Origin of the sequence: Agrobacterium bohemicum (assembly GCF_001562555.1) — a bacterium.
GTDB lineage: Bacteria > Pseudomonadota > Alphaproteobacteria > Rhizobiales > Rhizobiaceae > Agrobacterium > Agrobacterium bohemicum.
Genome location: NZ_KQ961031.1, coordinates 206,505 through 220,204, shown reverse-complemented (window position 1 = coordinate 220,204; position 13,700 = coordinate 206,505). Strand labels below are relative to the sequence as shown.

The window sequence follows — 13,700 nt, the reverse complement described above, 5'->3', positions numbered from 1 at the left end:
CCAGCCGCTTTTTATGTCTTTTCATCCGTTATTGCCTAAAAAAACAGCGGAACCAATTTCCTTCTTGTGCCGTTTGCAAATCAACAGGCTCACACAGAACGGGTTCAACCGTCGAGCAGGTTACATTGATAGGATAAGGAAGGTACGAAATGAAAAAGACACTCACCATGATCGCCACAGTCGCTCTTTTGGGTTCCACAACATTCGCATCACTTGCCATGGCACAGGGTACGACGCAGCCTGCACCGGCAGCACCAAGTGCCACAGTTCCGGCAACGACTGCGATGCCAGCGACGCCTTCGGCAGCAGGCGGAGCTTATCTCACAGAGCAGGCAGCGACACAGATCAGCGCCAATGACTACATCGGCAATGCAGTTTATACCGCAGCTGATGAGAGCATTGGCAGCGTGACCAATCTCATTCTTGAGGAAAATGGTGGCATCGTCGCGGCAGTGGTCGGCGTTGGCGGTTTTCTGGGCATTGGTGCCAAGGACGTCGCCGTCCCAATGGACAAGCTGACGGTTACACGTGACGCCGCCAACGGCACAGTGCGCCTGACGACGACCGAAACGGCCGAGTCACTCAAAGCCGCTCCTGAATTCGTAACGATGAAGGACAAGAAGGCTGATGAAGGCTCTGCCGCGCCGGCAACCAACTCCACAACTGGCGGTGCGACCACAACGGCGCCCAAGCCATAATAGAGTTACCTGGGAGAGGAGCTATGAGAACATTCTCATAGCGAAGACGCCGGTCCACTGGACCGGCGTTTTTTTTGTCTTTTCAAAGGCAGCACCATAAAAGCTTGCTCACCTCTTACATGCTGGCGTTTCGCGAGGAGTGCCAGCGCCATGCGGACCTGATAATATCCGTCAGCGTATATTGCGGTTCCCAGCCCAGCACTTCCTTTGCCTTGTCGTTGTTGGCGACGAGGGTGGTGGAATCGCCGTCACGTCGTTCGGTGTATTCCACGGGGAAGGGGCGGCCAGAGACTTCCGAGATTGTATCGAGCAATTCCTTGACCGTTGTTCCGGTGCCGGTGCCAAGGTTAAGCTCGACGGTTTCTCCTCCATTCAGCAGATAATCGACGGCACGCACATGGGCGTCCGCCAGATCGAGAATGTGAATGTAGTCGCGGACGCAGGTGCCGTCTCGCGTGTCATAGTCCGTGCCAAACACCTTGAAGCCCTCGCGGCGTCCCAGAGCGGCTTCGATAGCGAGCGGAATGGCATGCGTTTCAGGCTTGTGCCACTCGCCGATGCGCCCTTCGAAATCGGCGCCCGCGGCGTTGAAGTAGCGCAACATCACGGATTTCAGACCCTTGTAGGTGCTGTAGTCCTTCAATGCCTGTTCCACGACCCACTTGGTGCGGCCATAGGGATTGATCGGTGCCTGGGGGTGGGTTTCGTCCAGGGGCACCCGTTCCGGCAGGCCGTAGGTCGCGCAGGTAGACGAGAAGACAAAGGCCTTCACGCCCGCATCTATCGTGGCTGACAGCAATGTCAGCGCACCGGTGACGTTGTTATCGTAAAAGGCAACGGGATTTTTGACGGATTCGCCGACTTCGATCAGTGCCGCGAAATGCAGGACGGCTTCCGGCTTATGTTTGGAAAAAACTTCGGCCAGTCGCTTGTGGTCGCGAATGTCGCCCTGTTCAAACGGTCCCCATCTGATGAATTCTTCATGGCCGTTGGAAAGGTTGTCGAAGACGATAGGCTCATATCCACGTTCAGCCAGCAATAGGCAGGTGTGTGAACCAATATATCCGGCACCGCCGACAACAAGGACTTTTTTCCGCATCCAACATTCTCTCCGTTAAAAGACGTGTTGGCAAACTGCCTAGCATTTTGTCGGCAGAAGGGCAGCGGAATTTATTGCAGGTGAAAAAGGAAAAGCCGCCTTCTGATCGAGGGCGGCTTCGGAAATCGAATTACTTCTTCTTCAGAATCGTGGTTCTGGTCGCAACATAGCCAAGAGCAATCGCTGTCAGCAGTGTGACGAATGGCCGTGCTGCAAGCGCGCTGCCAGCCAGGGACTGTGCCGCAATCGGTGCTGCAGCCAGCGGCATCAAAGGTCGCGTAGCATAGACGCGCGGTCTACGTTTGATGGAAAGGCACACCAGCATGATGACGCCGAGCAGAAATGCCACGCCAGCAATCACGAGAGCCGCAGGTCCGGCCCCGATTTCTTTTGCGAGGTAGATCGAGCCGCCAACCAAGGCAGCAATGAAGGCAATAACAAAAAACACACCGGCAAGCGTCCACAAAAGGATCGTGGACTTGATGCGCCGTGTCACCAATTGGCCTTCTCGCTGGGTGTCACCGAGATAAAGCAGCAGCGTCTGAAGCATGTTGCTACCTTATTTGCGGGTGACGAGAGCGATAAGGAAACCTGCAGCAACGGCAATGCCCAAAGACTGAAGTGGGTTCTTCTGAACCTGATAGGTCAAGTTGTCGTTGAGAGACTGAATTTCATTGCGTACGGTTTCGACTGTCTCTTCACCGGCGGCGATAGCATCGTCGGCAGCGCGGGAGGCACGGGCCTTGACCTCATGGGAAACGCCAGCACCCAGCGCTTTCACGCTGCCAGCCAGATTGGCAAGGTCTTCACGTAGCTGCGCTAGCTGCGCAGACACTTCTGCTGCATCGCCGCCTTCGAGAGTTTCACGCACTTTATCTTCCACGTTACGAACCGTCGCCATGATGTGTCCTTTGCTGAATTTATCTCAAAAACGCCGTTTACACGGCTCACGCTTGGTTTCAGAACGTGCCTGACGACGTTTGGTTCCCCTGTGTCTTCACCGTAGCGAAAAAACAGCTGGATTGCAGAATCTCTGCTGCGGGTTTGTTTTCCTGTCACAAGCATCATATAAGGCCCGTCTCAAGACGAGACCTTTCCTGTCCAAGATAAGATGTGACTGACAAATGCTGCAAACGCCATATTACCTGATCGATAAGACAAAGCTTCTTCGCAACATGGAGAAGATTGCCTATGTGCGCGACAAATCCGGCGCAAAGGCACTCTTGGCGCTGAAGTGTTTCGCAACGTGGTCAGTGTTTGATTTCATGTCGCAATATATGGATGGTACGACGTCCTCGTCGCTCTACGAGGTGCGCCTGGGTCGCGAAAAATTCGGTGGTGAGACGCATGCCTATAGCGTCGCATATGCGGATTACGAGATCGACGAGGTCATCGCCAACGCAGACAAGATCATCTTCAACTCCATTGGGCAACTGGAGCGTTTTGCCGACAAGGCCGAAAGCATCACGCGCGGTCTGCGCCTAAACCCGCAGGTTTCCTCCTCCACCTTCGATATCGCCGACCCGGCGCGTCCGTTCAGCCGTCTGGGCGAGTGGGATGTTGCAAAGGTCGAAAAGGTCATGGACCGCATTTCCGGCTTCATGATACATAACAATTGTGAAAATGGCGATTTCGATCTGTTCGACAGCATGTTGTCGCAGATCGAGGACAAGTTCGGCACGCTTCTGGCGCGTGTAGAATGGGTGAGCCTCGGCGGCGGTATCCATTTCACCGGCGAAAATTATCCGCTCGACCAGTTCTGCGATCGTCTCAAGGAATTTTCGGAAAAATACGGCGTTCAGGTCTATCTGGAACCCGGTGAAGCTTCGATCACCAAGAGCACGACGCTGGAAACAACGGTTCTCGATACGTTGTTCAACGGCAAGAACCTCGCCATCGTCGATAGCTCGATCGAGGCGCACCTGCTGGATCTGCTGATCTACCGCGAAACCGCCAAGGTTTCGCCCAATGAGGGTGATCATTCTTACATGGTCTGCGGCAAGTCGTGCCTTGCAGGCGATGTGTTTGGCGAGTTTCGTTTTGAGAACGAATTGAAGGTGGGTGACCGCGTCTCCTTCCAGGACACAGCCGGTTATACCATGGTCAAGAAAAACTGGTTCAATGGCGTCAAAATGCCAACCATTGCCATCAAGGAGCTGGACGGTTCCGTCCGTTCCGTCCGTGAATTCGGCTTTGCCGATTTCGAACAAAGCCTGTCTTAATATCAATAGCTCATCCCTGCGGGGATAAAGGGGGCATCACCTGAAATGAAGAAGAACGTTCTCATCATCGGCGCCGGTGGCGTGGCACAGGTCGTGGCGCATAAATGCGCCCAGAACAGCGATGTATTGGGAGACATTCATATTGCGTCACGCACCGTCGAAAAGTGCCGCAAGATTGTCGAGTCCGTACGCGAAAAGAACAGCCTCAAGACAGACGTAAAGCTTGAGGCCCATGCGCTTGACGCGATGGATGTCGAGGCGACAAAAGCCTTGATCGTGAAAACCGGCGTTCAGATCGTCATCAATGTCGGTTCTGCCTTCGTCAACATGTCCGTTCTTCGTGCCTGCATGGATGCGGGTGTTGCCTATATGGATACCGCCATTCACGAGGATCCGACCAAGATCTGCGAAAATCCGCCTTGGTATGGAAATTACGAGTGGCAGCGCGCGGCCGAGTGCAAGGAAAAGGGCGTCACCGCCATTCTCGGCATCGGCTTCGATCCGGGTGTTGTCAACGCTTACGCGCGGTTGGCCAAGGATGAGTATTTCGACGAGGTCACGTCCGTCGATATTGTCGACATCAACGCTGGCAGCCATGGCCGCTGGTTCTCGACCAACTTCGACCCGGAAATCAACTTCCGCGAATTCACCGGCGTCGTTTATTCCTGGCAGAACAACCAGTGGCAGACGAACGAGATGTTCGAAGTCGGCCAGGAATTCGACCTGCCGGTCGTCGGCAAGCAAAAGGCCTACATGACCGGCCATGATGAAGTACATTCTCTGTCCAAGAACATGGATGGTGCCGATGTGCGTTTCTGGATGGGCTTTGGTGACCACTACATCAACGTCTTCACGGTTCTGAAGAACCTTGGCCTGCTCTCCGAAAAACCGGTGAAGACTGCGGAAGGTCTCGAAGTCGTACCGCTGAAACTGGTCAAGGCCGTGTTGCCTGATCCATCGTCGCTGGCGCCTGACTATGTCGGCAAGACCTGCATCGGCGATATCGTAAAGGGCATCAAAGACGGCAAAGAGCGCGAAGTCTTCATCTACAATGTGGCCGACCACAAGGACGCCTACAATGAAGTCGGAAGCCAGGGTATTTCCTACACGGCTGGCGTTCCGCCAGTTGCTGCCGCCATGCTGATTGCGACGGGCGAGTGGGATGTCAAGCAGATGGCGAATGTGGAAGAGCTTCCACCGCAGCCTTTCCTCAACGTTCTCAACAAAATCGGCTTGCCAAGCCGGATCAAGGACGAGAACGGCGATCGCGCCCTGACATTCTGATCTGCCGATACATCACAGCGAAAAGCCCCGTATAGCGGGGCTTTTTATTGACATGATTTTGCTTGGGACGGTGCGCTATTTTTTAGCGCTCTTGCGTGCAGACACTTTGGGTTTCGCTGCTTCCTGGGCAGCAGCGCTGTCTTTCACGTCTGATTTCTTACGGGTTGCAGGCTTTGTTGCCCGCGTATTTTCCATCAGTGCGTATTCATGTTTTGCCTGCTCCCAATGGTCGGAATCCCGTCCATGCGGATGACCTTCGCTTTCCCACAGGGTGTAGGCACGTTTACTGATCCACTCTTGCGATGAAACCTGCATATTGATCTCCCGTTACTACGTCATCGCCCGAAAAGGGCCGTCTGTATGGTCCGGCTGGAACGCTGGACAGGAATTGGCGCCGGTATTTTACCAACTCATTACATGCCACGATTCGCAAGAGCGTCAAGTGAAATTGCTGCACCGCAAAACGTCATGGTTGTCACTTTTTCGAGGATATCAACGCGCAGGAAATCCCCCCGTTTCACCTCACAGCGATAAATGTTGCGTGATGGCACCGGGACCTTCAGACTGGGTGGTGTTGCAGAGTGACAGAGGAGGCACGATGCAGAACGTTTCCACGACAGATGAAATTATTACCGAGAAAAAAGGCAGCGTCGGCCTTATCCGCCTGAACCGACCCAAAGCCATCAACAGCCTCAACGAGGCCATGGTTTCAGGAATGAAAGCGGGGCTAGACATGTTCGCCCGGGATGCGGGTGTGACGAGTGTCGTCCTTTGCGGAGAAGGAGAGCGCGGGCTTTGCGCCGGTGGTGACGTGCGCCTGATCTATGAGGCGCGATCCGCCGATGAGGCTGGGCGCACGCGTTTCTGGCGTGAGGAGTTTCCGCTGAATGAACAGATTTCCCATTATCCGAAACCGTATATCGCCCTGATGGACGGCATCGTTATGGGGGGAGGTGTCGGCATTTCCGCACATGGTCGACATCGCGTCGTTACCGAGCGCACCCGGCTCGCCATGCCGGAAACGGCCATCGGTTACTTTCCTGATGTCGGCGCAACGTGGCTGCTTCCCAAAGCGCCTGGGGAAACCGGAACATGGTTGGGCCTGACGGGCCGTGAAGTGGGTGCGGCAGACGCCATTTATGCGGGCCTTGCAGATTCTTACATCCCCACGCATCGGCTGCCCGAACTGGCGCAAGCATTGGCGCACACTTCTTTCGCTGCCGATGTCGGCGCCGTGATCGAGAGGTTTTCCGTGAGGCCTGAAGCTCCCGCTGTTCTAGCCGCCAATCGTGAGGTGATCGACGCCGCTTTCGGTTTTGACACGATTGAGGAGATCATCGATGCTCTCACCGCCATGGACGCTGACTTCGCCAGAGAAACGCTAAATGTTCTGCAATCAAGGTCTCCGACCAGCCTGAAATTGACCTTGCGGCTTCTGCGAGCCGGACGGCAAAGTTCGGGGCTCATCGAATGCCTGGAGCGTGAGTTCGCCGCAGGCTGCGAAGTGCTGCGCAATCATGATTTCTATGAGGGTGTCCGCGCCGCGCTGATCGATAAGGATCGCAATCCCAGATGGTGTCCGGCCACTCTTGGTGACGTCGATGACGAGGATATTGATCGATATTTCGTTTCCGTCAAACGGCCGCTGTTTCGCGATCACCGCCTCTGAATGGATTGCAATGCGCATATGCGTTCGAATTTTACTGTCTCAGCGGTAAAAAATTCTAAGTTCGACTTGAGATGGAGCGTTGGGTTCCTCGCATGGACGCTCTCGCTTCCGTATCTTGCCCCTACATTTGTGGTTTGGGGAATTTCATGAAACGCATCATCCTGATCGGCGCAACCATCGCGGCGCTTCTGTCGACGTCTGCCTCTGCGCAGGAGCCAAAAACGCTTCTCAATGCGTCCTATGACGTGGCGCGTGAAGTGTTTGTTGCCGAGAACGAAGCCTTCATCAAGGTGCATCCGGGCATCACCATCGACCAATCGCATGCAGGTACATCGAAGCAGGCGCGTGCCATCGTCGAAGGTCTCGAGGCGGACGTCGTAACCTTCAACCAAGTGACGGACATCGATTTTCTGGTGAAGCAGGGTTTCGTGTCTGCTGATTGGAAGAAGAGTTTCGCCAATGACGCATCGCCCTTCTATTCCTTTCCGTCCTTTCTCGTTCGTGCTGGCAACCCCAAGAATATCAAGGATTGGGACGATCTCGTCAGGGACGATGTGAAGCTGGTTTTCCCGAACCCAAAGACATCAGGCAACGCCCGCTACACCTATCTGGCCGCGACCGCCTACGCGAAGGAAAAGTTCAATGGCGATGAGGCCAAGGTTCAGGATTTCATCAAGAAAATCTTCGCCAACACGCCTGTATTCGACACCGGAGGCCGTGCGGCCACCACGACCTTTGTCGAGCGTGAAGTCGGTGACGTGCTGATCACCTTCGAGGCTGAAACACGCGGCATTGCCAAGCAATATGGCAAGGACAAAGTCGAAAGCGTCGTTCCCTCCGTCAGCCTTCTGTCGGAATTCCCGGTAGCAGTGGTGGACAAGGTTGTCGACAAGCGCGGTTCGCGTGAACTGGCAAAGACCTATCTCGATTTCCTCTACACCGAGGAAGGCCAGCGCATTGCAGCGCAGTTCGGTCACCGCGTTCACAATGACAAGGTCACGGCTGAGTTCAAGGATCAGTTCCCAGACATCCGCCTCGTCAACGTCAACGATGTGTTCGGCGGTTGGGACAAAATCCAGAAAGAACACTTCGCATCCGGCGCCGTGCTTGATACGCTTTACGGCAACCGCTAAGCGCTAATTGTTCGAGATGACATCGACCCGGTGGACTTCCCGCCGGGTCGATCTTCCATGATAGGGGACGGGTTTGAGACGCAATGTTTTGCCGGGGCTGCGATTGTCTCTTGGCGTCACCCTGCTTTATGTCGGCATCATCGTTGTGCTGCCGCTGGCTGCCCTCGTTTTCAAAGCTGCAAGTCTCGGTCCTGCGGAATATTGGGCGATCATCTCCTCCCCGCGTGCCGTTGCCAGCTACCGCGTGACGGTTCTCTGCGCGCTTGCGGCCACGCTCTTCACCACGGTGTTCGGCCTGGCACTGGCTTGGGTTCTGACGCGCTACCGTTTTCCCGGCTGGCGTCTGGTCGACGCTATCGTTGATCTCCCCTTTGCACTTCCAACGGCGGTGGCGGGCATTGCGCTTACGGCGCTTTTTGCTGGCAATGGCTGGTTCGGGTCTGCTCTTGCCCATGTCGGCATCAAGGTTGCCTACACGCCGCTCGGCATCATCATCGCCATGGCCTTTACCAGCCTGCCCTTCATCGTGCGCACCGTGCAGCCGGTGTTGGAGGATTTGGACCCGGCCTTGGAAGAGGCGGCTCAGTCTCTGGGTGGTTCGGATTTCGAGATTTTCCGAAAGGTCATTCTACCGCTGCTGACGCCTGCCATTCTGGCGGGGCTGTCGCTCTCCTTTGCCCGCAGCCTTGGCGAGTTCGGCGCGATCATCTTCATCGCCGGTAACCAACCGTTTTCGACTGAGATCACCTCGCTCCTCGTCTTCATCCGGCTGGAGGAATATGACTATCAGGCCGCGGCCGCCATTGCCTCGGTTCTGCTGATTACCGCTTTCGTCATGTTGGCCGTCACCAATTATCTCCAAACGCGCGCCTTGCGTTACACGGTAAGGAGCTAGCCGATGAGCGCTCATTCTTCCCTTCGCAAGCCGCCGCGCGTGGGTGACGCGCCTTGGGTGCGCCGATCACTGATCGCCTTCGTTCTGATAACAGGAGCGTTGCTCGTCGTCGCGCCCCTGCTTATCATCGGCGTCGAAGCCTTTTCCCAGGGATGGAAGACTTACACGGCAACCATTAATCATCCGGATACGCGCCACGCGATCATGCTGACGATGATCACGGCTTTGATCGCGGTGCCAGTCAACACCGTTTTCGGCGTTGCCGCTGCATGGGCCATTACGAAATTCGATTTCAGAGGCCGTCGCTTTTTGCTGGTCCTCATCGAAATTCCGTTTTCCGTTTCTCCCATCGTTGCGGGCGTGGCCTACCTCTTCGTGTACGGTTTGCAAGGCCTGCTCGGCCCATTGTTTGCAGCCTACGATATCAAGTTGCTGTTCGCCCTGCCGGGCATCGTCATCGCCTCCATGTTCGTCACCGCTCCCTTCGTGGCACGTGAGCTGATCCCGTTGATGCAGGCGCAGGGGCGTGATCTGGAAGAGGCGGCCACCTCGCTTGGCGCGTCCGGTTGGCGCACATTCTGGTCGGTTACGCTGCCCAATATCAAATGGGCGCTGCTCTACGGCGTCGTGCTGTGCAATGCGCGCGTCATGGGTGAATTCGGGGCTGTGTCGGTGGTTTCGGGCAATATTCGTGGCCAGACCAACACCCTGCCTTTGCATATCGAACTGCTCTATCATGACTATCAGGCCGCTGGCGCCTTCGCCTCGGCATCCATTCTCGCGGCCCTCGCCGTCGTCACGATCTTCGCCAAGGTCGCGCTTGAAAAGCGCGGGGCAGGGCGTGGCGCGAAGAAAACCGCCGCATCGGAGACACGCGCATGAAAATCCGCCTCGAAAACGTGGTGAAGACCTTCGATAATTTCCGTGCGGTGCGCGATGTCTCGCTGGATATCGAAAGCGGTGAACTGCTGGCGCTTCTCGGGCCTTCCGGCTCGGGCAAGACCACGATCCTACGCATGGTGGCGGGTCTGGAATACACCGATGGCGGCCAGATTTATTTTGGGGACGAGGACGCCACGAATATCCCGGTGCGCGACCGTGGCGTCGGCTTCGTGTTCCAGCATTATGCGTTGTTCCCGCATATGACGCTCCACGAAAACATCGCTTTCGGCATGAAGGTTTCCAAGGTCAAGCGCGACAAGGCAGCCATCGATGCGCGGGTGGAAGACCTGCTGCGGCTGGTGAAGCTGGATGGGCTGGGTGAAAGATTTCCCGCTCAGATTTCCGGCGGACAGAGACAGCGCGTGGCGCTCGCCCGTGCGCTTTCCGTCGATCCGAAGGTTCTCCTGCTGGACGAGCCCTTTGGTGCGCTGGACGCCAATGTGCGCCGCGATCTGCGCCGCTGGCTGCGCGAAATCCACAACGAACTCGGCATCACCACCATTTTCGTGACCCATGATCAGGAAGAAGCGCTCGATCTCGCCGACCGCGTCGTCATCCTCAATCAGGGTGAAGTCGTCCAGCAGGGCACCCCGAAAGAGGTTTGCCGCCAGCCCAACTCATCCTTCGTCATGCGCTTCCTGGGCGATGCCAACCGCATCTCAGGCACCGCCCGTGCAGGCAAGGTTTTCGTCGGCTCAGCCGAAGTGCCCTTCGCCTACAGCAAGGCCGATGGCCCCGTCGATATCTACGCCCGTCCCAACGATCTTGAATGGGAAGACCTGCATGATGGCATTCCCGCAGAAGTTACCCGCGTACTGGACCGGGCAGGCGACCGCCGCGTTATTGCTTCGACCACGGAAGGTGATCTCTTAGAATTCGACGTTCCGCCTGAAACGGCGGTTGAGGCGGGTGATCGGGGCCACATCGTCATTCGCAGAGCGAAGATTTTCCCGGCGGGTTAAATGGACAGCTCAAACGCCGTGTCGGCCAGCGCTTTGCCATTCACCATCAACTGTATCAGGTGCAGGCCGGGATAATGCTTACGCGTGGTGAAATCGCGGATGGCGCGGCTGATGGAGAGCGTGCAGAGTTCTCCCGGTTGAAGGCTCAACTCTTTCCATTTGAAAATCTTGCCCGATGTGCCGCCGCCCTTCTTCACATAGTGAACGGCGTAGTCGATCACCAGCTTTTGCGGCTTTTCGGATTTAGACCGAAGGGATGCCGAAATCCGTACGTTACCGCCCAGTGGCAGGGCATCCGGTGTCACTTGGAATACCTCTACAGAAACGTTGGCCTTCTCATGCGCGCCCAGATGCGCGAGCGCCGAGGCATCACCTTTCTTCACCAGCGTCCGCAATGCCTGCCGGATGATCCATGCGGTGTGCTTGTTCTCCTTTGGCCATGTCGAGATGCGGTCGAGAACCCATCGCGGATGATCTTTCGTGATGTCGTTCAGATGGTTGGCGACGGATTTGCGCACATAAAGCGCGTCGTCGCTTCTCAGATTTTCAAGAATTGTCGCGACGGGTGAGGGATCATCGATCAGGGCCTTGATCTGGAACGACCAAGGCAAACGCGGGCGGCAACCTTCGCTAGCCAGCCTGCGCACATGTTCATTTTCATCTCGCGACCATTCCTCCATCGTCGCCAGCGCACGGGACATATCGGAGAGGATAAAATGACGGATCGCGAATTCCGATGATCCGAAGCGGGTGAAAAACTTCAGGGCATTCATGGAGACGTCGAAGTGTTCGAGCCCGTAAAGCGCCACATATTCCGAAAGCGAAATCGAGGCGAAACCGTGGTTGATGCGCGGCGCCAATGCCGTGAGAATTTCGAGGTTTCGGAGGTAGTCACCGGGCAAGGTTGCATGAAGGCTGGTCGCGACCTGTCGCATGCGCTGCATGATGCCGAGTGCTTCGAGGTTGGTTTCGGCCAGCGCCAGAAACGCTTGCTCATCGAAAGGTGGATAGACAGCTTTTGTTTCAGCGGCGATGGATTGCAGACGGGCGCGGTTGAAGATTTCCTTCAATGCAGGCGCTGCCGTGTCGTTTATCTCTGCCATGTGGTCGCCTCATTGTTCACTCTTTGTTCGTTTAGCAAAGAGTGCTGCTTTTCGCAACAAAAAAGCCCGGCGTCGCAAAACGCCGGGCTTTAAAGTTTCAACTCAAATCAGCTAGATGTCAGTTCATCTGGCTGACAAAACGTGTTTCCAAATACGCACCGACGGCTTCCGAGCCGCCCTCTGTGCCGTAACCGCTGTCCTTGATGCCGCCAAACGGCACTTCCGGCAAAGCAAGGCCGTTGTGGTTGATCGTCAGCATGCCAGCTTCGACCTGACGACCAAGTTCGTGGGCCGTTTTGACCGAGCCGGTGAAGGCGAACGACGCCAGGCCAAAGGGCAGGCGGTTTGCTTCGGAGATCGCGTCATCGAAGGACTTGAACGTGTTGACGATGGCAACCGGGCCAAACGGCTCGTCGTTCATGATCTTGGCAGATGTCGGCACATTGGCCAGCACGGTCGGTTCGAAGAAGTTACCCTTGTTGCCGATGCGCTTGCCGCCGGTCTTCAGTTCTGCGCCGTGTGTGACGGCATCCTGAATGAGGGCTTCCATGGCCGGGATGCGACGCTCGTTGGCGAGCGGCCCCATGGTGATGCCATCTTCCAGACCATTGCCGACCTTGACGGCCTCGGCGGCTTTGACGAAACCGTCGAGGAACTGGCTGGCAACGCCTTCCTGTACGAGGAAGCGTGTCGGTGCGACGCAGACCTGACCGGCATTGCGGAACTTCGACATGGCCATGATTTCGATGGCCTTATCGATGTTGGCATCATCGAAAATCATGACGGGTGCATGACCGCCCAGTTCCATCGTGGCGCGCTTCATGTGCTTGCCAGCAAGGGATGCGAGATGCTTGCCGATAGGCGTGGAGCCGGTGAAGGAAATCTTGCGGATGACTGGATGCGGAATGAGGTATTCGGAAATTTCCGAAGGCACGCCGTAAACGAGATTGACGACGCCAGCGGGAACGCCCGCATCCACGAATGCGCGGATGAGTTCGGCAGGCGATGCCGGTGTTTCTTCAGGCGCCTTGACGATGATGGAGCAACCGGCGGCCAGCGCTGCGGAAAGCTTGCGCACGATCTGGTTAATCGGGAAGTTCCAAGGCGTGAACGCGGCAACTGGGCCGACTGGAACCTTGATGGCCAGCTGCGAAACGCCGGTTGCGCGGGCAGGGATGACCTGGCCGTAGGTGCGGCGGGCTTCTTCGGCAAACCAGTCGATGGTGTCGGCAGCGCCCATGACTTCCATGGCGGACTGCGCCAGCGGCTTGCCCTGTTCGCGGGTCATCAGCCAGGCAATCGTGTCCTTGCGCTCGCGCAACAGGTCGGCTGCCTTGCGCATAATCTTGGAACGCTCATAGGCGGATGTTTCGCGCCATACCTTGAAGCCCTTGTCGGCAGCATCCAGCGCCAGATCGAGATCGGCCTTTTCGGCGTGCGCAATGTTGCCGAGGATTTCGTCGGTGGCAGGATCGGAAACGGCAATGGTCTTGCCGGACAAGGCATCGCGCCATTCACCGTTGATGAGAAGCTTGATATCGGGATAGCTATGCATTTGAAATACCTTCGTGGCTTGACCCACCGGCACGGTGCCGATGCTTTGGCGTTGACTTGCGGTCTCGGAATTTACCGGCGCTGCATGACATGTCTTCCATGGCGGGACAATCGAGGGCAACGAGACCGGATATGGCAA

14 protein-coding genes are annotated in these 13,700 nt (G+C 56.3%); 8 read left to right on the top strand and 6 right to left on the bottom strand.

The features are described from left to right. The first annotated feature begins 149 nt into the window (after positions 1–149). A complete protein-coding gene (locus ATO67_RS15775) occupies positions 150–698 on the top strand; it encodes a PRC-barrel domain-containing protein (protein ID WP_067651261.1) in 549 nt (182 codons plus the stop codon). A 115-nt stretch (positions 699–813) separates the two neighbouring features. On the opposite strand, the gene galE is transcribed toward ATO67_RS15775, so the two are convergent. The 3 genes from galE to ATO67_RS15760 all read right to left on the bottom strand — a co-directional run bounded on the left by galE (position 814) and on the right by ATO67_RS15760 (position 2,698). Further along, positions 814–1,797 carry a UDP-glucose 4-epimerase GalE gene (gene galE / locus ATO67_RS15770; protein ID WP_067651259.1) on the bottom strand — a complete coding sequence of 328 codons (984 nt, stop codon included), beginning with the start codon at positions 1,795–1,797 and terminating at the stop codon, positions 814–816. Positions 1,798–1,927: 130 nt separating this feature from the next. Further along, the gene (locus tag ATO67_RS15765) at positions 1,928–2,347 is read right to left on the bottom strand and encodes a hypothetical protein (RefSeq protein ID WP_067651255.1); all 420 of its coding nucleotides are present in this window, start codon (positions 2,345–2,347) and stop codon (positions 1,928–1,930) included. Positions 2,348–2,356: 9 nt separating this feature from the next. After that, a complete protein-coding gene (locus ATO67_RS15760; protein ID WP_067651252.1) occupies positions 2,357–2,698 on the bottom strand; it encodes a DNA-binding protein in 342 nt (113 codons plus the stop codon). Between the two features lie 223 nt (positions 2,699–2,921). Between ATO67_RS15760 and nspC the strand changes: the two genes are divergently transcribed. Next, positions 2,922–4,019, top strand: coding sequence for a carboxynorspermidine decarboxylase (nspC, locus tag ATO67_RS15755; protein WP_067651249.1), 1,098 nt, complete (start codon positions 2,922–2,924; stop codon positions 4,017–4,019). 45 nt (positions 4,020–4,064) lie between these two features. Further along, on the top strand, positions 4,065–5,303 hold the full coding sequence (locus ATO67_RS15750) for a saccharopine dehydrogenase family protein (protein WP_067651246.1): 1,239 nt from the start codon (positions 4,065–4,067) through the stop codon (positions 5,301–5,303). A 75-nt stretch (positions 5,304–5,378) separates the two neighbouring features. Here the strand turns inward: ATO67_RS15750 and ATO67_RS15745 are convergent, their stop codons facing one another. Further along, the gene (locus tag ATO67_RS15745; RefSeq protein WP_067651243.1) at positions 5,379–5,618 is read right to left on the bottom strand and encodes a DUF2934 domain-containing protein; all 240 of its coding nucleotides are present in this window, start codon (positions 5,616–5,618) and stop codon (positions 5,379–5,381) included. A gap of 283 nt (positions 5,619–5,901) precedes the next feature. Between ATO67_RS15745 and ATO67_RS15740 the strand changes: the two genes are divergently transcribed. The 5 genes from ATO67_RS15740 (at position 5,902) to ATO67_RS15720 (ending at position 10,904) form a co-directional block, all read left to right on the top strand. Continuing rightward, positions 5,902–6,972 (top strand): enoyl-CoA hydratase/isomerase family protein, encoded by a 1,071-nt coding sequence (locus tag ATO67_RS15740; RefSeq protein WP_067651240.1) that lies wholly within the window; start codon positions 5,902–5,904, stop codon positions 6,970–6,972. A gap of 146 nt (positions 6,973–7,118) precedes the next feature. Further along, the gene (gene cysP / locus ATO67_RS15735; RefSeq protein WP_067651238.1) at positions 7,119–8,105 is read left to right on the top strand and encodes a thiosulfate ABC transporter substrate-binding protein CysP; all 987 of its coding nucleotides are present in this window, start codon (positions 7,119–7,121) and stop codon (positions 8,103–8,105) included. Between the two features lie 73 nt (positions 8,106–8,178). Then, positions 8,179–9,000: a sulfate ABC transporter permease subunit CysT gene (cysT, locus tag ATO67_RS15730; RefSeq protein WP_067651235.1), complete on the top strand. Its 822-nt coding sequence runs from the start codon at positions 8,179–8,181 to the stop codon at positions 8,998–9,000. Positions 9,001–9,003: 3 nt separating this feature from the next. Beyond that, positions 9,004–9,882 (top strand): sulfate ABC transporter permease subunit CysW, encoded by an 879-nt coding sequence (gene cysW / locus ATO67_RS15725; protein ID WP_067651232.1) that lies wholly within the window; start codon positions 9,004–9,006, stop codon positions 9,880–9,882. Then, positions 9,879–10,904 carry a sulfate/molybdate ABC transporter ATP-binding protein gene (locus ATO67_RS15720; protein WP_067651229.1) on the top strand — a complete coding sequence of 342 codons (1,026 nt, stop codon included), beginning with the start codon at positions 9,879–9,881 and terminating at the stop codon, positions 10,902–10,904. The genes cysW and ATO67_RS15720 overlap by 4 nt, the downstream gene beginning before the upstream one ends. On the opposite strand, the gene ATO67_RS15715 is transcribed toward ATO67_RS15720, so the two are convergent. Both ATO67_RS15715 and ATO67_RS15710 read right to left on the bottom strand, forming a co-directional pair. Further along, entirely contained in the window at positions 10,901–11,998 is a 1,098-nt protein-coding gene (locus ATO67_RS15715) for a DNA alkylation repair protein (RefSeq protein ID WP_067651412.1), read from the bottom strand. The genes ATO67_RS15720 and ATO67_RS15715 overlap by 4 nt on opposite strands. Before the next feature lie 127 nt (positions 11,999–12,125). Beyond that, positions 12,126–13,562 carry an NAD-dependent succinate-semialdehyde dehydrogenase gene (locus ATO67_RS15710; RefSeq protein ID WP_067651407.1) on the bottom strand — a complete coding sequence of 479 codons (1,437 nt, stop codon included), beginning with the start codon at positions 13,560–13,562 and terminating at the stop codon, positions 12,126–12,128. Positions 13,563–13,700 lie beyond the last annotated feature (138 nt).

Bases quoted from the DNA above. Each gene is read 5' to 3' on its own strand.
- ATO67_RS15775 (WP_067651261.1), top strand. From the start codon at position 150: ATGAAAAAGACACTCACCATGATCGCCACAGTCGCTCTTTTGGGTTCC.
- galE (WP_067651259.1), bottom strand. From the start codon at position 1,797: ATGCGGAAAAAAGTCCTTGTTGTCGGCGGTGCCGGATATATTGGTTCA.
- ATO67_RS15765 (WP_067651255.1), bottom strand. From the start codon at position 2,347: ATGCTTCAGACGCTGCTGCTTTATCTCGGTGACACCCAGCGAGAAGGC.
- ATO67_RS15760 (WP_067651252.1), bottom strand. From the start codon at position 2,698: ATGGCGACGGTTCGTAACGTGGAAGATAAAGTGCGTGAAACTCTCGAA.
- nspC (WP_067651249.1), top strand. From the start codon at position 2,922: ATGCTGCAAACGCCATATTACCTGATCGATAAGACAAAGCTTCTTCGC.
- ATO67_RS15750 (WP_067651246.1), top strand. From the start codon at position 4,065: ATGAAGAAGAACGTTCTCATCATCGGCGCCGGTGGCGTGGCACAGGTC.
- ATO67_RS15745 (WP_067651243.1), bottom strand. From the start codon at position 5,618: ATGCAGGTTTCATCGCAAGAGTGGATCAGTAAACGTGCCTACACCCTG.
- ATO67_RS15740 (WP_067651240.1), top strand. From the start codon at position 5,902: ATGCAGAACGTTTCCACGACAGATGAAATTATTACCGAGAAAAAAGGC.
- cysP (WP_067651238.1), top strand. From the start codon at position 7,119: ATGAAACGCATCATCCTGATCGGCGCAACCATCGCGGCGCTTCTGTCG.
- cysW (WP_067651232.1), top strand. From the start codon at position 9,004: ATGAGCGCTCATTCTTCCCTTCGCAAGCCGCCGCGCGTGGGTGACGCG.
- ATO67_RS15720 (WP_067651229.1), top strand. From the start codon at position 9,879: ATGAAAATCCGCCTCGAAAACGTGGTGAAGACCTTCGATAATTTCCGT.
- ATO67_RS15710 (WP_067651407.1), bottom strand. From the start codon at position 13,562: ATGCATAGCTATCCCGATATCAAGCTTCTCATCAACGGTGAATGGCGC.